The following is a 17,386-nucleotide window of genomic DNA, read 5'->3' as shown; positions in this document are numbered from 1 at the left end:
CTCTTGTGCCGATTTGGCTTTATCACATAGAGCAAATACGCATAAAATTTGTTAAATACCGTTTTTTAATCCGAGCTATAGTCTCAAACCCTGGCTAAAGTTATTCTTGCGATGCTTTTATATAGTGAGCAGTGCAGGCCGGGAGAGAGTTCTCTTTTCTTACACCGCGCCGATAAAAATATGCACGTTTATTGCATATCTTTCAGTGTGACAACTTTTGTTCGTTTGTTAACGAATTTTCAGAAGGAAAGAGATATGACCGCCTTAAATAAAAAATGGCTATCGGGTCTGGTTGCGGGGGCTCTGATGGCTGTCTCTGTCAGCACGCTCGCGGCTGAACAAAAAACACTCCACATTTATAGCTGGTCTGATTATATCGCCCCGGACACCGTGGCCAACTTTGAAAAAGAAACCGGTATTAAAGTCGTCTACGATGTTTTCGATTCTAACGAAGTACTGGAAGGCAAATTAATGGCGGGGAGCACCGGCTTTGATCTGGTGGTGCCGTCAGCAAGCTTTCTTGAGCGCCAGCTGACAGCGGGAGTTTTCCAGCCGCTGGATAAAAGCAAATTGCCGGAGTGGAAGAATCTCGATCCGGAGCTGCTGAAGTTGGTCGCCAAACACGATCCCGACAATAAATTTGCTATGCCCTATATGTGGGCGACGACCGGGATTGGCTATAACGTCGATAAAGTTAAAGCGGTGCTGGGCGAAAACGCGCCCGTCGATAGCTGGGACTTGATCCTCAAACCTGAAAATCTGGAAAAACTGAAAAGCTGCGGTGTCTCTTTCCTCGATGCGCCAGAAGAAGTGTTTGCTACCGTGCTGAATTATCTCGGCAAAGATCCTAACAGCACTAAAGCGGATGATTACACCGGACCGGCTACCGATCTGCTGTTAAAGCTGCGCCCGAACATTCGTTATTTCCATTCATCCCAATACATCAATGATCTGGCGAATGGTGACATCTGTGTCGCTATTGGCTGGGCGGGCGATGTCTGGCAGGCGTCAAACCGCGCGAAGGAAGCGAAGAATGGCGTGAATGTCTCGTTCTCGATTCCAAAAGAAGGGGCGATGGCGTTCTTTGATGTATTCGCCATGCCTGCGGATGCCAAAAACAAAGACGAAGCCTATCAGTTCCTGAATTACCTGCTGCGTCCTGATGTGGTGGCACATATCTCTGACCATGTGTTCTATGCTAACGCCAATAAAGCAGCCACGCCGCTGGTGAGTGCGGAAGTCCGTGATAACCCGGGTATTTATCCGCCTGCGGATGTTCGTGCGAAGCTGTTCACTCTGAAAGTGCAGGACCCGAAAATCGACCGTGTGCGCACCCGCGCGTGGACCAAAGTGAAGAGCGGAAAATAATCCGCAGCCGTAGATGCCGGACGGGCGCACCACACCCGCCGGCAATTCGCACCATCATGGTGCGCTTGCACACATTCAATGCCGGAGAGCAGCCGTGAATGACGCTATCCCTCGCCCGCAGGCGAAAACCCGTAAGGCGCTGACGCCGCTATTAGAAATCCGTAACCTGACCAAATCCTACGATGGTCAACATGCGGTGGATGATGTCAGCCTGACCATCTACAAAGGTGAAATCTTCGCGCTGCTGGGCGCATCCGGCTGTGGCAAGTCCACGCTGCTGCGTGTGCTGGCAGGTTTTGAACAACCTTCGGCCGGGCAGATTATGCTCGATGGCGTCGATTTGTCACAGGTGCCGCCTTACCTGCGGCCCATCAATATGATGTTTCAGTCTTACGCGCTGTTTCCGCATATGACCGTGGAACAGAACATCGCTTTTGGCCTGAAACAGGACAAACTACCGAAAGCGGAAATTGCCAGCCGGGTCAATGAGATGCTTGGGCTGGTGCATATGCAGGAGTTCGCCAAACGCAAACCGCATCAGCTTTCCGGTGGTCAGCGTCAGCGTGTGGCCCTGGCCAGAAGCCTTGCTAAGCGCCCGAAACTATTACTGCTCGATGAGCCGATGGGCGCGCTGGATAAAAAGCTGCGTGACCGGATGCAGCTTGAAGTGGTGGATATTCTGGAGCGCGTCGGTGTGACCTGCGTAATGGTTACTCACGATCAGGAAGAGGCGATGACCATGGCGGGGCGTATCGCCATTATGAATCGTGGGAAATTTGTCCAGATTGGCGAGCCGGAAGAGATCTACGAGCATCCGACCACTCGCTACAGCGCTGAATTTATCGGTTCGGTTAATGTCTTTGAAGGTGTACTCAAAGAGCGTCAGGAAGATGGTCTGGTACTTTATTCGCCGGGACTGGTGCATCCACTGAAAGTCGATGTGGATGCTTCGGTTGTCGATAACGTGCCGGTGCATGTGGCGCTTCGCCCGGAAAAAATCATGCTTTGCGAGGAACCGCCCGCCAATGGTTGTAACTTCGCGGTGGGGGAGGTGATACACATTGCCTATCTCGGCGATCTTTCGGTGTATCACGTTCGTCTGAAAAGTGGGCAGATGATTAGCGCCCAGCTACAAAACGCCCATCGTCATCGTAAAGGGTTACCGACCTGGGGCGACGAAGTGCGTTTGTGCTGGGAAGTGGACAGCTGTGTGGTGCTGACGGTTTAAGGAGCAAATATGAGTACACTTGAACCTGCTGCCCAGCCAAAACCCTTTAAGCTGTGGTTGTCGCAGCTGCAAATGAAACATGGGCGCAAACTGGTTATTGCGTTGCCATATATCTGGTTGATCTTGCTGTTTCTGCTGCCATTTCTGATCGTCTTTAAAATAAGCCTGGCGGAGATGGCGCGCGCTATTCCACCTTATACCGAATTGATGGAGTGGGCTGACGGGCAACTTTCTATCACTCTTAATCTCGGTAATTTTCTGCAACTGACCGACGATCCGCTCTATTTTGATGCTTATCTCCAGTCGTTACAGGTGGCGGCGATTTCGACTATTTGCTGTTTACTGATCGGCTATCCGCTGGCGTGGGCGGTGGCGCACAGTAAGCCTTCGACCCGTAATATCTTATTACTACTGGTGATCCTGCCGTCGTGGACCTCGTTTCTGATTCGTGTCTACGCCTGGATGGGAATATTAAAAAACAACGGTGTGCTGAATAATTTTCTGCTGTGGCTGGGGGTTATCGATCAACCGCTGACCATTCTGCATACCAACTTTGCGGTTTATATTGGCATTGTTTACGCCTACGTGCCGTTTATGGTGCTGCCGATTTACACCGCGTTGATTCGTATTGATTATTCGCTGGTGGAAGCGGCACTGGATCTCGGTGCACGACCGCTGAAAACGTTCTTTACTGTGATCGTGCCGCTGACTAAAGGTGGGATTATTGCCGGATCGATGCTGGTGTTTATCCCGGCTGTGGGCGAGTTTGTGATCCCGGAACTGCTCGGTGGCCCGGACAGCATCATGATCGGGCGCGTGCTGTGGCAGGAGTTCTTTAACAACCGCGACTGGCCGGTGGCCTCAGCGGTAGCGATCATCATGTTGCTGCTGCTAATTATGCCGATAATGTGGTTCCACAAACATCAGCAAAAAAGCGTGGGAGAACACGGATGAATAATTTACCGGTGGTTCGTTCGCCCTGGCGGATTGTGATTTTGCTGTTGGGCTTCACCTTTCTCTACGCGCCAATGCTGATGCTTGTTATCTATTCGTTTAACAGCTCGAAGCTAGTGACGGTGTGGGCCGGCTGGTCAACGCGCTGGTATGGCGAATTATTGCGCGATGACGCGATGATGAGTGCGGTTGGTTTAAGTCTGACAATTGCGGCCTGTGCGGCGACGGCGGCGGCGATCCTCGGGACTATTGCGGCGGTCGTGCTGGTGCGCTTTGGCAGGTTTCGCGGATCAAATGGTTTTGCCTTCATGATCACCGCACCGCTGGTAATGCCAGATGTCATCACGGGTTTGTCGCTGTTGTTGTTATTCGTCGCGCTTGCTCATGCTATTGGCTGGCCTGCGGACCGCGGTATGCTCACCATCTGGCTGGCGCATGTCACTTTCTGTACGGCTTATGTGGCAGTCGTTATTTCGTCGCGTCTGCGGGAACTGGATCGCTCGATAGAAGAAGCCGCGATGGATCTCGGTGCGACGCCGCTGAAAGTGTTTTTTGTCATTACGCTACCGATGATCATGCCCGCGATCATTTCTGGCTGGTTACTGGCTTTTACTTTGTCGCTTGATGATCTGGTGATCGCCAGCTTTGTTTCCGGGCCGGGAGCCACCACTTTACCGATGCTGGTCTTTTCCAGCGTGCGGATGGGGGTGAATCCGGAAATCAACGCCCTGGCAACATTGATCCTCGGCGCGGTCGGAATTGTCGGATTTATCGCCTGGTATCTGATGGCGCGCGCAGAAAAACAGCGGATACGCGACATCCAGCGTGCAAGACGTGGCTGAAGACACTAAAATTTGCCAACCTGGCTACATAATGCCGCGCATGTCGCGGCATTGTTTTCATGGAAGACGAAACGTTGGGATTTTTTAAGAAAACATCTTCATCTCATGCTCGCCTGAATGTGCCTGCGCTGGTGCAGGTGGCGGCGCTCGCCATTATTATGATCCGTGGCCTCGACGTGCTGATGATTTTCAATACGCTGGGCGTGCGCGGTATTGGCGAGTTCATTCATCGCAGCGTACAAACCTGGAGTTTAACGCTGGTCTTTTTGAGCAGTCTGGTGCTGGTTTTCATTGAGATCTGGTGTGCGTTTTCACTGGTGAAAGGGCGTCGCTGGGCGCGCTGGCTGTATCTGTTGACACAAATCACAGCCGCAAGTTACTTGTGGGCGGCTTCGCTGGGGTATGGTTATCCGGAACTGTTCAGCATTCCCGGTGAATCAAAACGTGAAATCTTCCATAGCCTGATGCTGCAGAAGCTGCCGGATATGCTCATCCTGATGCTGCTGTTCGTTCCCTCGACAAGTCGGCGGTTCTTCCAGTTGCAATAATGTGTATAATCGTCGCCCCTGATGATGTGAAGGTCAATGTATGCAGTGCGCACTTTACGACGCGGGTCGCTGTCGTTCCTGTCAGTGGATAACGCAGCCGATTCCAGAGCAACTCTCCGCTAAAACCGCCGATCTTAAAAATCTGCTCGCTGATTTTCCGGTTGAGGAATGGTGTGCGCCGGTGTCAGGCCCGGAACAAGGGTTTCGTAATAAAGCCAAAATGGTGGTGAGTGGTAGCGTTGAAAAACCACTGCTCGGTATGCTGCATCGAGATGGTACACCGGAAGACCTTTGTGACTGCCCGCTTTATCCAGCCTCATTTGCGCCCGTTTTTGCGGCGCTAAAACCGTTTATCGCCCGTGCGGGGTTAACGCCCTACAACGTGGCGCGTAAACGTGGTGAACTGAAATACATTCTGCTGACTGAAAGCCAGAGCGATGGCGGCATGATGCTGCGTTTTGTACTGCGTTCTGATACCAAACTGGCGCAACTGCGTAAGGCGCTGCCGTGGTTACAGGAACAATTACCGCAGCTGAAAGTTATTACCGTCAATATTCAGCCGGTACATATGGCGATTATGGAAGGGGAGACGGAGATCTACCTGACCGAACAACAGGCACTGGCAGAGCGTTTTAATGACGTACCGCTGTGGATCCGTCCGCAAAGTTTCTTCCAGACTAATCCGGCGGTCGCCAGCCAGCTGTACGCCACCGCGCGCGACTGGGTACGACAGCTGCCGGTTAAACATATGTGGGATCTGTTCTGCGGTGTGGGTGGCTTTGGTTTACACTGCGCGACGCCTGACATGCAGTTAACCGGGATCGAAATTGCACCAGAGGCCATTGCCTGTGCGAAGCAGTCAGCCGCTGAACTGGGCTTAACGCGTTTGCAATTTCAGGCGCTGGACTCTACGCAGTTTGCCACCGCTCAGGGGGAAGTGCCGGAGCTGGTGCTGGTTAACCCGCCGCGCCGCGGCATCGGTAAACCGCTGTGTGATTATCTCTCAACGATGGCACCGCGTTTTATTATCTACTCCAGCTGTAACGCCCAAACTATGGCGAAAGATATCCGCGAACTGCCTGGTTATCGCATCGAACGGGTACAGCTTTTTGATATGTTCCCGCACACCGCGCACTATGAAGTGCTGACGCTGCTGGTGCAGCAATAAAAAAGCCGCAGGTGCGGCTTTCTGAATCTTACTGTGGGAACCACTGGTCATTGATTTTCTGATATGTACCGTCAGCTTTAATTGCTGCCAGCGCGTTATTCAGTTTTTCCAGCAGAGCTTTGTTATCCGGACGTACAGCGATACCCAGGCCGGTGCCGAAGTATTGCGGATCGGTCACTTTTTCAGTAGCAACGCCCAGTTGCGGATTGGTTTTCAGCCATTCGTTTACCACTGCGGTGTCACCAAATACGCCATCAATACGGCCATTTTTCAGATCTATAAAGGCATTCTGATAACTGTCATAGGAGACAGTTTTTACTTCCGGGTGCTGATCCTGAATATATTTCTGGTGCGTGGTGCCGTTTTCCATCCCAATACGTTTGCCTTTCAGATCGGCAAACGTTTTGTAGGTATCTTTTTTGGCAATCACGACGGCTGAGTTTTCGTAGTAGGGCGTGGTAAACGATACCTGTTTGCTACGCTCCGGCGTGATATCCATTCCGGAGATTACGGCGTCATATTTTCTGAATTTCAGTGACGGGATCAGGCTGTCGAACGCGTGATTAGTAAAAGTACATTCTGCCTGCATTTGTTTGCACAAGGCTTTTGCCAGATCGATATCAAAGCCGACAATCTCATTATTAGCACCTATAGATTCAAAGGGTGGATAGGTGGCTGAAACGCCAAAATTGATTTTCTCTGCGGCAGAAGCACCGAAAGTAAAGGAAGCAAGTAAAGCGGCAAGAACTAACTTTTTCATGATGGAACTCCCGTCTGTCAATCTTATGATTTTTGGCCGTGTCTGCGGCATGGGATAACAATGCCATCAAGTGAATTTATATGCAATAAATATGAGTAAATAATTTGTATGAAATAAAAAAAGACGGACAACTTAGTGGGTTGGCCGTCTTCATTATAAGAATTTATGCACTGTGCAGGTCGGGTAAGGCGTCCACGCCGCATCCGGCATCAGCATGCAGCTACATTAATTCCGCCGTTCGAATGCCAGTGCTTTACGCTCGATCAGACGCATCATCAGCGTCAGCAGGCCGTTGACGACCAGGTAAATAATCCCCGCCGCGCCAAATACCATTACATCGTAGGTGCGTCCGTACAATAACTGGCTGTATCCCATCACTTCCATGAGCGTAATGGTGTAAGCCAGAGAGGTACTTTTGAACACCAGCACCACTTCGTTGGAATAAGAAGAGAGCGAGCGTTTAAACGCGTACGGCAGCAGGATCGCCAGCGTATCTTTTTTGCTCATTCCCAGGGCGCTACAGGACTGCCATTGACCTTCCGGGATCGCGCGAATCGCACCGTAAAACAGCTGCGTGGTGTACGCCGCACTGTTCAGCGACAACGCAATCAGCGCACATAACCACGGTTCTGACAACAAATGCCACAGTGCCGGATACTCCTGCAACGTTGGGAACTGGCCCGGTCCGTAATAAATCAGGAAGATCTGCACCAGCAGCGGCGTACCGGTAAACAGCGTGATATAGCCCCGCACCAGCCACACCAGCACCGGCGTTTTCAGCGTCAGGATGATGGTAAAAATCAATGCCAGAATCAGTGCCACAATCAGCGAGGCAACGGTTAGCGTCAGGCTGGTGTGCAACCCTTTCATCAGTTCGGGTAAATACTCAAACATTAGCTGGGCCTCCGCTCAAAACGTGTCGCGCGCAGGTCAATGCGTTTGAGAATGTACTGACTGAGCAGGGTGATCACCAGGTAAATCGCCGCCGCCACAATGTACCAGGTAAACGGTTCTTGGGTACGGGTAGCGATGCTTTTGGTTTGTAGCATTAAATCATTCACACTAATCAAACTGACCAGCGCGGTATCTTTCAGCAGCACCAGCCACTGGTTACCGAGACCCGGCAGCGCATGACGCCACATCTGCGGCATCACCAGACGGAAAAAGATAGCCGATTTCGACAGCCCCAGCGCCTGACCGGATTCCCACTGACCCACCGGCACCGCTTTTAATGCACCACGCAGCGTTTGCGAGGCATAGGCGGCATACAGCAGTGACAGTGCGATGACACCACAAAGGAACGGGCTAACGTCGAAGTTCTCAATGTCCATCTGCACCGGGATCTGCACGAACCCAAGATTGATAGTGAAGCCATCCGAAAGCGTCAGCAGCAGCTGCGAGGAGCCAAAATAGATAAACAGCACCACCAGAATTTCTGGCAGGCCACGCAGAATGGTTACCAGCGCTGAACCTGCCCACGCGACAGGACGCCATTTCGCAGACTCCCATACCGCAAAGAACATCGCCAGCGCCAGCCCGACAATCAATGCACAAACGGCAAGGCCGACGGTCATCCCGGCGGCGCTTGCTAAAGGAAAAAATTCATTCATCAGGAATTACTTCTGGAACCATTTGTTGTAGATGGTTTCGTAAGTGCCATCTTTCTTCACTTTTTCCAGCGCAGTGTTGAGTTTCTGCTGCAGTTCAGTGTTGCCCTGGCGTACTGCGATGCCGAGGCCAGTACCGAAGTAATCTTTATCGGTCACTTTATCGCCCACTGCCGCCAGTTTCGGGTTATCTTTCAGCCATTCGGTTACCACTGCGGTGTCACCAAATACGCTGTCGATACGACCGTTTTGCAGATCCAGTTTTGCGTTCTGGTAACTGTCATATGGCACGGTAGTGATTTCCGGATGCTTATCCATAATGAACTTCTGGTGTGTCGTCCCGTTCTGAACGCCGACTTTTTTGCCTTTCAGCTGATCAACACTGGTGTATTTGCCTTGCTGACCCACAAACAGGGCAGAGTTGTCATAGTACGGGGTGGTAAACAGCACCTGCTTTTCACGCTCCGGAGTGATATCCATGCCCGCCATCACTGCTTCTACGCGACGGAATTTCAGGCTTGGGATCAGGCTGTCAAACGCCTGGTTAGAGAAAGTGCAGGTTGCATCAATCTCTTTACACAATGCCTGCGCCAGGTCGACATCAAAACCAACGATCTGGTTGTTTGCATCAATCGATTCAAACGGAGGATAGGAGGCTTCGGTGGCAAAACGAATGGTTTCGGCTGCTGTGGCGGAAAGACTAAAACCTGCAATTAACGCGGCAATCAGAACTTTTTTCATTGTTGTTATCCCGAATCTTAGTGAGAGAGATAGTTTTTAAATGCTTCGGTTTGCGGCTCGGTAAAGCAGCTCGCGTCGCCTTGTTCTACGATATGACCGTTTTCCATATACACCACTCGGCTGGCGGTTTTACGCGCCACTTCAACTTCGTGGGTGACGATCACCTGGGTAATATTCGTTTCTGCCAGCTCACGAATGATGCTGACGATTTGTGCCGTAATTTCGGGGTCCAGTGCGGCGGTCGGTTCATCGAACAGCAGTACCTGCGGTTCCATCATCAACGCACGGGCAATAGCAACACGCTGCTGCTGACCACCAGAAAGATGCAGCGGGTAACGATCGCTATAAGGTTTGAGACGCAGACGTTCCAGCAGTTTTTCTGCACGGGCCAGCGCCTGATCTTTACTCAACCCCAGTACACGACAGGGCGCTTCAATCAGGTTTTGCTGCACGGTCAGATGCGGCCACAGGTTGTATTGCTGAAACACCATGCCAACGTTACGACGCAAATCGCGAATCGCTTTGTCAGAGGGGGTTTTGGTGAAATCGAAATGGTTGCCTGCAATGTTGAGCGTACCGGAGCGCGGCATCTCAAGCAGATTGAGTACACGCAGCAGCGAGCTTTTACCCGCGCCGCTGGGGCCAAGTAACACCAGCGTTTCGCCCTGTGGGCAATCCAGCGTGATATCGAACAGCGCCTGATGCGCGCCGTAGAAGCAATTAATGCCGTTTAATTGAATACTCATTGACACTCGTATACTGGCAGTCTGATAGCTATTGAGGTCGAAGATAGTACCTTTGACAGAATAATTATGCAATATTTCTGCTTTAAAAGTTAAAAGCAAAGCGCATTATTCAATAAACATAGCACAAAATAACGGGGGCGGTGGTCGGCGAGCATAAATGTCGGCATTCCTCACGAAATGCCGGACAATTTACGGGGTTTATTGGTTGATCAAGACGTTAGCGATTCTCGATGGACTGACGGAGCGTACCCGCCGTGGCATGAACGCTACCGCCTAAGTAGCGCACATCGTCGATGACCCAACACTGGCCTTCCTGAATCATTAACACTTCATCCTGCCAGCCCTGGTCACCCTGCTTGAGATCCACGCGCAATGGAATGTTACGGGCATCACGATTAGGGATAGTAGATGCACTGGCAACGTGGGCGCTGTCTGGCAAGGTGGTTCGACTGGAGAACGGATCGCTGCTTAACAATTCACGATGACTATTATCGCGGCTGGCATCGCTAAGTAGGGTTGCCAGTTTGTCACTCAAATAGGGGCGCAGAGCGGTAATGTCATTGCCGCGATGTTGAATGCGGTAGTCATAGAACTGTTGAGCCACGCTATCAGGCCCCCCCTGGACACAGGAACCGGTGCGGGGGCCGTTATCTTTATAAGCTGGCGTGACGGTGGTACAGGCACTGAGTAGCAGTGCGCAAGGGATAAGCATGGTCAATTTGCTATAGCGCATGATGATTTCCTTATAAGCGAACACCTTGAAAGCGTTCTACGATAATAATGATATCCTTTCAATAATAGCGTATCAGTCCGATAATGCTTTGAAGATCGAAGGCTTAGCAAACAAGGAGATCGATCATGCAATTTTCTACAACCCCAACTCTGGAAGGCCAGACCATCGTTGAATATTGCGGTGTGGTGACTGGCGAAGCGATTTTAGGCGCGAATATTTTCCGTGATTTCTTTGCCGGTATCCGCGATATCGTTGGCGGACGCTCCGGTGCCTACGAAAAAGAACTGCGTAAAGCGCGGGAGATTGCCTTTGAGGAGCTCGGCTCCCAGGCGCGAGCGCTGGGGGCTGATGCCGTCGTCGGTATTGATATCGACTACGAAACGGTCGGGCAAAACGGCAGTATGCTGATGGTTAGCGTCAGCGGTACGGCGGTGAAAACGCGTCGATGAGAAGAGTCTTCTGGCTGGTCGCTGCCGCTCTGTTACTGGCAGGGTGCACAGGCGAAAAAGGCATTGTCGAGAAAGAGGGATATCAGCTTGATACCCGACGCCAGGCGCAGGCGGCGTATCCGCGCATTAAAGTGCTGGTGATCCACTACACCGCAGATGATTTTGATAGCTCGCTGGCGACACTGACCGATAAGCAGGTCAGCTCGCATTATCTGGTCCCTGCGGTGCCACCGCGATACAACGGTAAACCGCGCATCTGGCAACTGGTGCCGGAACAAGAACTGGCCTGGCATGCGGGGATTAGCGCCTGGCGCGGGGCAACGCGCCTTAACGACACCTCTATTGGCATTGAGCTGGAAAACCGTGGCTGGCAAAAATCGGCGGGAGTGAAATATTTTGCCCCGTTTGAACCGGCACAGATTCAGGCGCTTATTCCGCTGGCGAAAGATATTATTGCCCGTTATCACATCAAGCCGGAAAACGTAGTAGCACATGCGGATATTGCGCCGCAGCGCAAAGACGATCCGGGGCCATTATTCCCCTGGCAGCAACTGGCACAGCAGGGGATTGGTGCATGGCCGGATGCGCAGCGGGTGAACTTTTACCTTGCCGGGCGCGCGCCGCACACACCGGTAGAGACCGCGTCATTGCTGGAGCTTTTGGCGCGTTATGGTTATGACGTAAAGCCTGATATGACTCCGCGCGAGCAGCGGCGCGTGATTATGGCGTTCCAGATGCATTTCCGCCCGACGTTATATAACGGCGAAGCGGATGCAGAAACTCAGGCGATTGCCGAAGCGTTGCTGGAGAAATACGGGCAGGATTAGCGCGGCAGTTTTCCGTGGTCGCGTAGCCAGGCGGCAGTTTTCTCGATACCTTCATCCAGGGTGAGGACTGGTTGATAACCTAACTCTTCCTGCGCACGCGTAATATCCAGCGTAAAGTCAAAATTCAACTTGGAGACGCCGTAGTGGGTCAGCGGCGGCTCTTTTGCTGACTTGCGGCCTAAACGCTCCATGCTGCGGGCGATCATATCCAGCATCGGGTAAGGGACGGAACGAATACGACAGTCAATATTCAATTCGTCTATCAGCTTCTGCACGATGCTGCGCAGTGTGCGATGCTCGCCGTTGGTGATGTTGTACACACGCCCGGAAGGTAGCTTATCGCAGGCTTCCTGGCTTGCCAGCCACATGGCGTGCACGGCATTTTCATAGTAGGTCATATCGACCAGCGCACTGCCGCCATGCGGTAACAGAATACTGCCGTAGTGATGCATCATATGCGCCAGACGAGGGATAAAGACTTTATCGTGCGGTCCGAACAGACTTTGTGGGCGCAGAATAGTAAAGCGCGTTTGTGGATTCGCCTGCGAAAGCATATTGATCACTTCTTCACTAGCTGCTTTGCTGCGGGCAAACTCGTTGGCGAAGCGGTGAGGGCGAAAATCTTCTTTAATATCGCGATGGTGGTGATAATCGAAGTACAGGGAGGGAGAAGAGATATGAATAAAGTTACGCACACCCCAGGCGACAGCCCATTCACCCAGGCGGCGAGTGGCACGAACGTTAGCCAGATCGAAAGCCTGTTGTGTCCCCCAGGGCGAGGTAAAGCTGGAGCAGTGCCACAGCGTATCAATGCCTGCGAGCATCACTTTAGCTTGTGATGAGACCAGCTCGGTCAGATCCGCCGGAACAAACTCTGCGCCCATTTTTTCCAGCAATTTACCCATTGCCTCGTTGCGACCGGTCGCTCGCACGCTGATGCCTTTCTGGCATAAAAACTCTACCGCGTTTCGACCTAAGCCGCTGGTGGCGCCGGTAACCAGTACCTTCATATCAATCCACTGTTGTTGAGAAAATAACGTGCGCATTCTTCCGTGATTTCCTCCATGATGCAATGGGAAACATGAAAGAATAACGCAGGTTTTGTCGATTAATCTGTGCTTTGTTCTGCCAGTCTGGCGATTCGTTTTGCCATTCCGCGAAAAATAAACAGATGCGCGGGGATCATCAATAACCAGTAAAACAACCCTGGCATACCGTGCGGATGCCAGAATGCGCGAACATCGATAGTACGATAGTCACCTTTATCTTCCAGGGTAAAACACAGTCGTCCCAGCCCCGGCGCTTTCATGCCAAATAACAGCGTAAGTTGTTTTTGCGGTTCAACGACAATCACTTTCCAGCTATCCACCGCATCTCCGGTCTGCAAATATTCACGCTCCGGGCGGCCTTTCGCCAGCTTATGACCGATCGCGCGGTCCATCAACGCCCGGGTTTGCCACAAAATATTGCCAAAGAAATAACGCTCTTTACCGCCGATTTGATTCACCACCTGCCATAAAGCCGCAAGGCTGGCGGACGTTTTAACGGTAAACCCCGCCTGTTTGGCGAAATAACCGTACTCCGGTCGCCAGCGGGCAAAGGCCTGAGCGTCGTAGCCCCAGTCGCTGGAGTTGACCAGCTTTTCTTCCTCTTTCAACGTGCTACGTACCGCGTCATCGAAAGCGATCAGCCGTTGTGGGATGAGCGCACGTAGCGCGGTGTCATCCGCCAGCAGATCGTGTTTCAGCCCCTGAATCAACGCCCTGGCGGTGGTGGGCGGTACTGAAGTAATCACATTAAGAAACCACACCGAAATCCAGCGGGTGGGGAGGGGGATGGGGAGCAACCAGCGGCGCTTACCGCTCACCGCCATAAAATGTTCAAACTGTTGCTGATAACTGAGCACTTCTGGTCCGGCGGCTTCGAAGATGCGGTGTTCGCAGGCCGGATGATCTAACAGCGCCACCAGATAGTGCAGCAAGTTTTCCAGCGCGATGGGCGTTGTGCGTGAACGGACCCAGCGTGGCGGCGTTAACACTGGCAGGTTGTAGACCATATCGCGCATGACTTCGAACGCCGCTGAACCTGCACCAACGATTATTCCGGCACGCAATTCGGTCACCGGGACACCCGCTTCACGAAGAATATCCGCCGTAGCCTGACGGGCGCGCAGATGGTCCGACTGCTCATGTGGCGGGGCCTGCAACGAACTGAGAAAGATTAATTGCTTTACCGGTACTTCGCGCAGCGCATCGCGGACGTTGAGAGCCACCTGGCGCTCCTGAGCGATAAAATCACCGCCTTCTCCCATGCTGTGCACCAGAAAATAGACCGTATCGATATCCTGCAACAGGGCCGGAAGGTTATCCGGCCAGCTGAGATCGACTTTATGGCAACTGACATTTGCCAGTTGCAGCTTTGCAAGCCTGTCGACATGACGTGCCGCCGCCAGGATCTGATGCCCCTGCTGGCTGAGTGTTCGCACCAGATGCTGACCAATGTAGCCACTGGCACCGAGAACTAAAATGCGTTGCGGCACGTCTCCCTCCTTAACGCGCCAGGAATGCGCGCCAGTGGGCGGCGACTTCCGCCAGCTGAGCGCGCGAGACGTCAAGATGCGTCACCAGGCGGACAATCGGCGAGGCGTTAATCAGTACGTTTCTCGCTTTCATGTATTCGCCTAACGCGGCAGCATTTTCTTCCCCGACGCGAACAAACAGCATATTGGTGTCCTGACGCATCACATCCGCGCCTGCTTCACGCAGTTGCTTCGCCATCCAGGCGGCGTTGTCGTGGTCTTCCTGCAAACGTGCGACGTTATTTTTCAGCGCATACAGCCCGGCGGCAGCCAGAATGCCGGACTGGCGCATCCCGCCACCTGTCATTTTCCGCCAGCGAATGGCACGTTTAATGTAATCACGATTACCGACGAGTAATGAACCGACTGGCGTCCCAAGACCTTTCGACAGGCAAATGGTGAACGAGTCACAATATTGTGTGATCTCTTTCAGTTCGCAGCCGTAAGCCACCACGGCATTAAAGATGCGCGCACCGTCAACATGCAGCGCCAGATTGCGCTTGCGGGTAAATTCCCATACCTCTTTTAAGTATTCACGCGGCAGCACTTTGCCGTTGTGGGTGTTTTCCAGACTGAGTAATTTGGTGCGGGCGAAATGGATATCGTCGGGTTTGATTTTCATCGCCACTTTATCCAGCGGTAGCGTGCCGTCGGCAGCTGCGTCGATGGGTTGCGGCTGAATACTGCCCAGCACTGCTGCGCCACCGGCTTCAAACAGATAGTTATGCGCGGCCTGACCGACGATATACTCTTCGCCGCGTTCGCAGTGACTGAGCAGAGCGACCAGGTTGGCCTGAGTGCCGGTAGGCAGAAAAATGGCGGCTTCTTTACCGGAAAGCTCGGCTGCATAGTCCTGCAGAGCATTAACGGTAGGGTCGTCTCCGTAAACGTCGTCCCCAACCGGGGCGGCCATCATCGCTTCGAGCATGGCGCGGCTCGGTCGGGTAACGGTATCACTGCGTAAATCAATCATGGCATGTCCTTATTATGACGGGAAATGCCACCCTTTTTACCTTAGCCAGTTCGTTTTCGCCAGTTCGATCACTTCATCACCGCGCCCGCTGATGATTGCGCGCAGCATATACAGGCTGAAACCTTTGGCCTGTTCAAGTTTGATCTGCGGTGGAATGGCTAATTCTTCTTTGGCGACCACCACATCCACCAACACCGGACCGTCGATGGAGAAGGCGCGTTGCAGAGCTTCATCGATTTCAGACGCTTTTTCTACACGAATACCCGTAATGCCGCAGGCTTCGGCAATTCGGGCAAAGTTGGTGTCGTGCAGCTCAGTACCGTCTGTCAGGTAGCCTCCGGCTTTCATCTCCATCGCCACAAAGCCCAGCACGCTGTTATTAAAGACGATAATTTTCACTGGCAATTTCATCTGCATTACTGAGAGGAAATCGCCCATCAACATACTGAAACCGCCATCGCCGCACATGGCGACCACCTGACGTTCCGGCTCGGTTGCCTGCGCACCCAGCGCCTGCGGCATGGCGTTAGCCATCGAACCGTGGTTAAACGAACCTAACAGACGACGCTTGCCGTTCATTTTCAGATAACGTGCCGCCCACACCGTTGGCGTACCAACGTCACAGGTAAAGATGGCGTCATCGGCGGCAAAATGACTAATTTGCTGCGCCAGATATTGCGGGTGAATGGCTTTCTCGCTCGGTTTAGCTAAATCATCCAGCCCTTTGCGGGCGTCGCGGTAATCTTCCAGCGCTTTATCCAGAAACTTGCGATCGGTTTTTTCTTCCACCAGTGGCAGCAATGCCCGCAGGGTTGATTTGATATCGCCGACCAGCGCCATATCTACCTTGCTATGCGCGCCGATGCTGGCTGGGTTGATATCAATCTGAATAATTTTGGCATCGGTCGGGTAGAACGCGCGGTAGGGAAATTGCGTGCCGAGCAGCACTAACGTATCGGCATTCATCATGGTATGGAAACCTGACGAGAAGCCGATTAATCCCGTCATTCCGACATCATACGGATTATCGTATTCGACATGCTCTTTACCGCGCAGGGCATGAACTATAGGCGCTTTAATTTTCCCGGCAAACTCAACTAACTCTTTATGCGCCCCCGCACAGCCGCTGCCACACATCAGGGCGATATTGCTGGAATAACGCAGCAGTTGCGCCAGTTTGCGTAACTCTTCTTCTTCCGGTGTTACTACCGGCTGTGGCGCATGATACCAGTGGGTAGTTGCCCCTTCTGGCGCAGGTTTTAACGCCACGTCGCCCGGTAACACAACAACGGAAACGCCACGGTTAAGCACCGCTTTGCGCATAGCAATTGCCAGCACTTGTGGGATCTGCTCTGGGCTGGAAACAAGCTCGCAATAGTGACTACATTCGCGGAATAGCTCTTGTGGGTGGGTTTCCTGGAAATAGCCGCTGCCAATTTCGCTGGAGGGAATATGAGCGGCAATCGCCAGTACCGGAACGTGATTGCGGTGGCAATCGAACAGGCCGTTGATTAAGTGCAGGTTGCCGGGACCGCACGATCCGGCACAGACCGCCAGTTCTCCGCTAAGTTGTGCTTCAGCGCCAGCGGCAAACGCCGCCACTTCTTCATGCCGGGTGGACATCCACTCGATGGTGCCCATGCGATTAAGACTGTCACTAAGACCGTTCAGAGAGTCGCCCGTGACTCCCCAGATGCGTTTCACGCCTGCCGATTCGAGTGTTTTGGCGATATAAGCTGCAACCGTTTGTTTCATGGTTCTCCATCTCCTGAATGTGATGACGGTAACAAGTTTAGTTCATCTGACGGAGGGGGAAGGGATGGGAGAAAAAGGAGGCACTAACGGTTAAATAGCCCGATGAAAG

Annotated in this window: 18 protein-coding genes; 8 read left to right on the top strand and 10 right to left on the bottom strand. The window is 52.5% G+C overall.

Annotated elements, in window-relative coordinates; all coding sequences use genetic code 11:
• Positions 1-255: 255 nt before the first annotated feature.
• The 6 genes from potF to rlmC all read left to right on the top strand — a co-directional run bounded on the left by potF (position 256) and on the right by rlmC (position 6,108).
• Positions 256-1,368, top strand: coding sequence for a spermidine/putrescine ABC transporter substrate-binding protein PotF (gene potF / locus HBM92_RS16255; RefSeq protein ID WP_001443198.1), 1,113 nt, complete (start codon positions 256-258; stop codon positions 1,366-1,368).
• A 94-nt stretch (positions 1,369-1,462) separates the two neighbouring features.
• A complete protein-coding gene (gene potG, locus HBM92_RS16250) occupies positions 1,463-2,596 on the top strand; it encodes a putrescine ABC transporter ATP-binding subunit PotG (protein WP_000996031.1) in 1,134 nt (377 codons plus the stop codon).
• A gap of 9 nt (positions 2,597-2,605) precedes the next feature.
• Entirely contained in the window at positions 2,606-3,550 is a 945-nt protein-coding gene (gene potH, locus HBM92_RS16245) for a putrescine ABC transporter permease PotH (protein ID WP_000105415.1), read from the top strand.
• On the top strand, positions 3,547-4,392 hold the full coding sequence (gene potI / locus HBM92_RS16240) for a putrescine ABC transporter permease PotI (protein ID WP_001061658.1): 846 nt from the start codon (positions 3,547-3,549) through the stop codon (positions 4,390-4,392). Before potH ends, potI begins: the two co-directional genes overlap by 4 nt.
• Before the next feature lie 59 nt (positions 4,393-4,451).
• Positions 4,452-4,940, top strand: coding sequence for a YbjO family protein (locus tag HBM92_RS16235; RefSeq protein WP_000389260.1), 489 nt, complete (start codon positions 4,452-4,454; stop codon positions 4,938-4,940).
• 40 nt (positions 4,941-4,980) lie between these two features.
• Positions 4,981-6,108, top strand: coding sequence for a 23S rRNA (uracil(747)-C(5))-methyltransferase RlmC (gene rlmC / locus HBM92_RS16230; RefSeq protein WP_001149714.1), 1,128 nt, complete (start codon positions 4,981-4,983; stop codon positions 6,106-6,108).
• Between the two features lie 28 nt (positions 6,109-6,136).
• On the opposite strand, the gene artJ is transcribed toward rlmC, so the two are convergent.
• The 6 genes from artJ to HBM92_RS16200 form a co-directional block, all read right to left on the bottom strand.
• Positions 6,137-6,868, bottom strand: coding sequence for an arginine ABC transporter substrate-binding protein ArtJ (artJ, locus tag HBM92_RS16225; protein WP_001295905.1), 732 nt, complete (start codon positions 6,866-6,868; stop codon positions 6,137-6,139).
• Positions 6,869-7,093: 225 nt separating this feature from the next.
• Positions 7,094-7,762, bottom strand: coding sequence for an arginine ABC transporter permease ArtM (gene artM / locus HBM92_RS16220; protein ID WP_000464491.1), 669 nt, complete (start codon positions 7,760-7,762; stop codon positions 7,094-7,096).
• On the bottom strand, positions 7,762-8,478 hold the full coding sequence (gene artQ / locus HBM92_RS16215; protein WP_001001691.1) for an arginine ABC transporter permease ArtQ: 717 nt from the start codon (positions 8,476-8,478) through the stop codon (positions 7,762-7,764). The genes artM and artQ overlap by 1 nt, the downstream gene beginning before the upstream one ends.
• A gap of 6 nt (positions 8,479-8,484) precedes the next feature.
• Positions 8,485-9,216 carry an arginine ABC transporter substrate-binding protein ArtI gene (gene artI / locus HBM92_RS16210; RefSeq protein ID WP_000756575.1) on the bottom strand — a complete coding sequence of 244 codons (732 nt, stop codon included), beginning with the start codon at positions 9,214-9,216 and terminating at the stop codon, positions 8,485-8,487.
• Between the two features lie 17 nt (positions 9,217-9,233).
• Positions 9,234-9,962, bottom strand: coding sequence for an arginine ABC transporter ATP-binding protein ArtP (artP, locus tag HBM92_RS16205; protein ID WP_000027205.1), 729 nt, complete (start codon positions 9,960-9,962; stop codon positions 9,234-9,236).
• Between the two features lie 217 nt (positions 9,963-10,179).
• Positions 10,180-10,695, bottom strand: coding sequence for a lipoprotein (locus HBM92_RS16200; protein ID WP_001298306.1), 516 nt, complete (start codon positions 10,693-10,695; stop codon positions 10,180-10,182).
• A 125-nt stretch (positions 10,696-10,820) separates the two neighbouring features.
• On the opposite strand from HBM92_RS16200, the gene HBM92_RS16195 reads away from it, so the two are divergent.
• Positions 10,821-11,144: a heavy metal-binding domain-containing protein gene (locus HBM92_RS16195; RefSeq protein WP_001160737.1), complete on the top strand. Its 324-nt coding sequence runs from the start codon at positions 10,821-10,823 to the stop codon at positions 11,142-11,144.
• Entirely contained in the window at positions 11,141-11,971 is an 831-nt protein-coding gene (gene amiD, locus HBM92_RS16190; RefSeq protein ID WP_001255186.1) for an N-acetylmuramoyl-L-alanine amidase AmiD, read from the top strand. The genes HBM92_RS16195 and amiD overlap by 4 nt, the downstream gene beginning before the upstream one ends.
• Here the strand turns inward: amiD and HBM92_RS16185 are convergent.
• The 4 genes from HBM92_RS16185 to poxB form a co-directional block, all read right to left on the bottom strand.
• Entirely contained in the window at positions 11,968-12,981 is a 1,014-nt protein-coding gene (locus tag HBM92_RS16185; protein WP_001305933.1) for an NAD-dependent epimerase/dehydratase family protein, read from the bottom strand. The genes amiD and HBM92_RS16185 overlap by 4 nt on opposite strands.
• A 98-nt stretch (positions 12,982-13,079) precedes the next feature.
• Entirely contained in the window at positions 13,080-14,510 is a 1,431-nt protein-coding gene (locus HBM92_RS16180; RefSeq protein WP_001136536.1) for an SDR family oxidoreductase, read from the bottom strand.
• A 10-nt stretch (positions 14,511-14,520) separates the two neighbouring features.
• Positions 14,521-15,522 carry a low-specificity L-threonine aldolase gene (gene ltaE, locus HBM92_RS16175; RefSeq protein WP_000566393.1) on the bottom strand — a complete coding sequence of 334 codons (1,002 nt, stop codon included), beginning with the start codon at positions 15,520-15,522 and terminating at the stop codon, positions 14,521-14,523.
• 36 nt (positions 15,523-15,558) lie between these two features.
• Positions 15,559-17,277, bottom strand: a complete 1,719-nt coding sequence (gene poxB / locus HBM92_RS16170; RefSeq protein WP_000815365.1) for a ubiquinone-dependent pyruvate dehydrogenase — start codon at positions 17,275-17,277, stop codon at positions 15,559-15,561.
• Between the last annotated feature and the right edge of the window lie 109 nt (positions 17,278-17,386).

It is taken from the genome of Escherichia sp. E.sYA108, assembly GCF_011754335.1.
GTDB classification, from domain to species: Bacteria; Pseudomonadota; Gammaproteobacteria; order Enterobacterales; family Enterobacteriaceae; genus Escherichia; species Escherichia coli.
The sequence above is the reverse complement of the archived record's forward strand: the minus strand, read 5'-3'. Positions and strand labels throughout refer to the sequence as shown.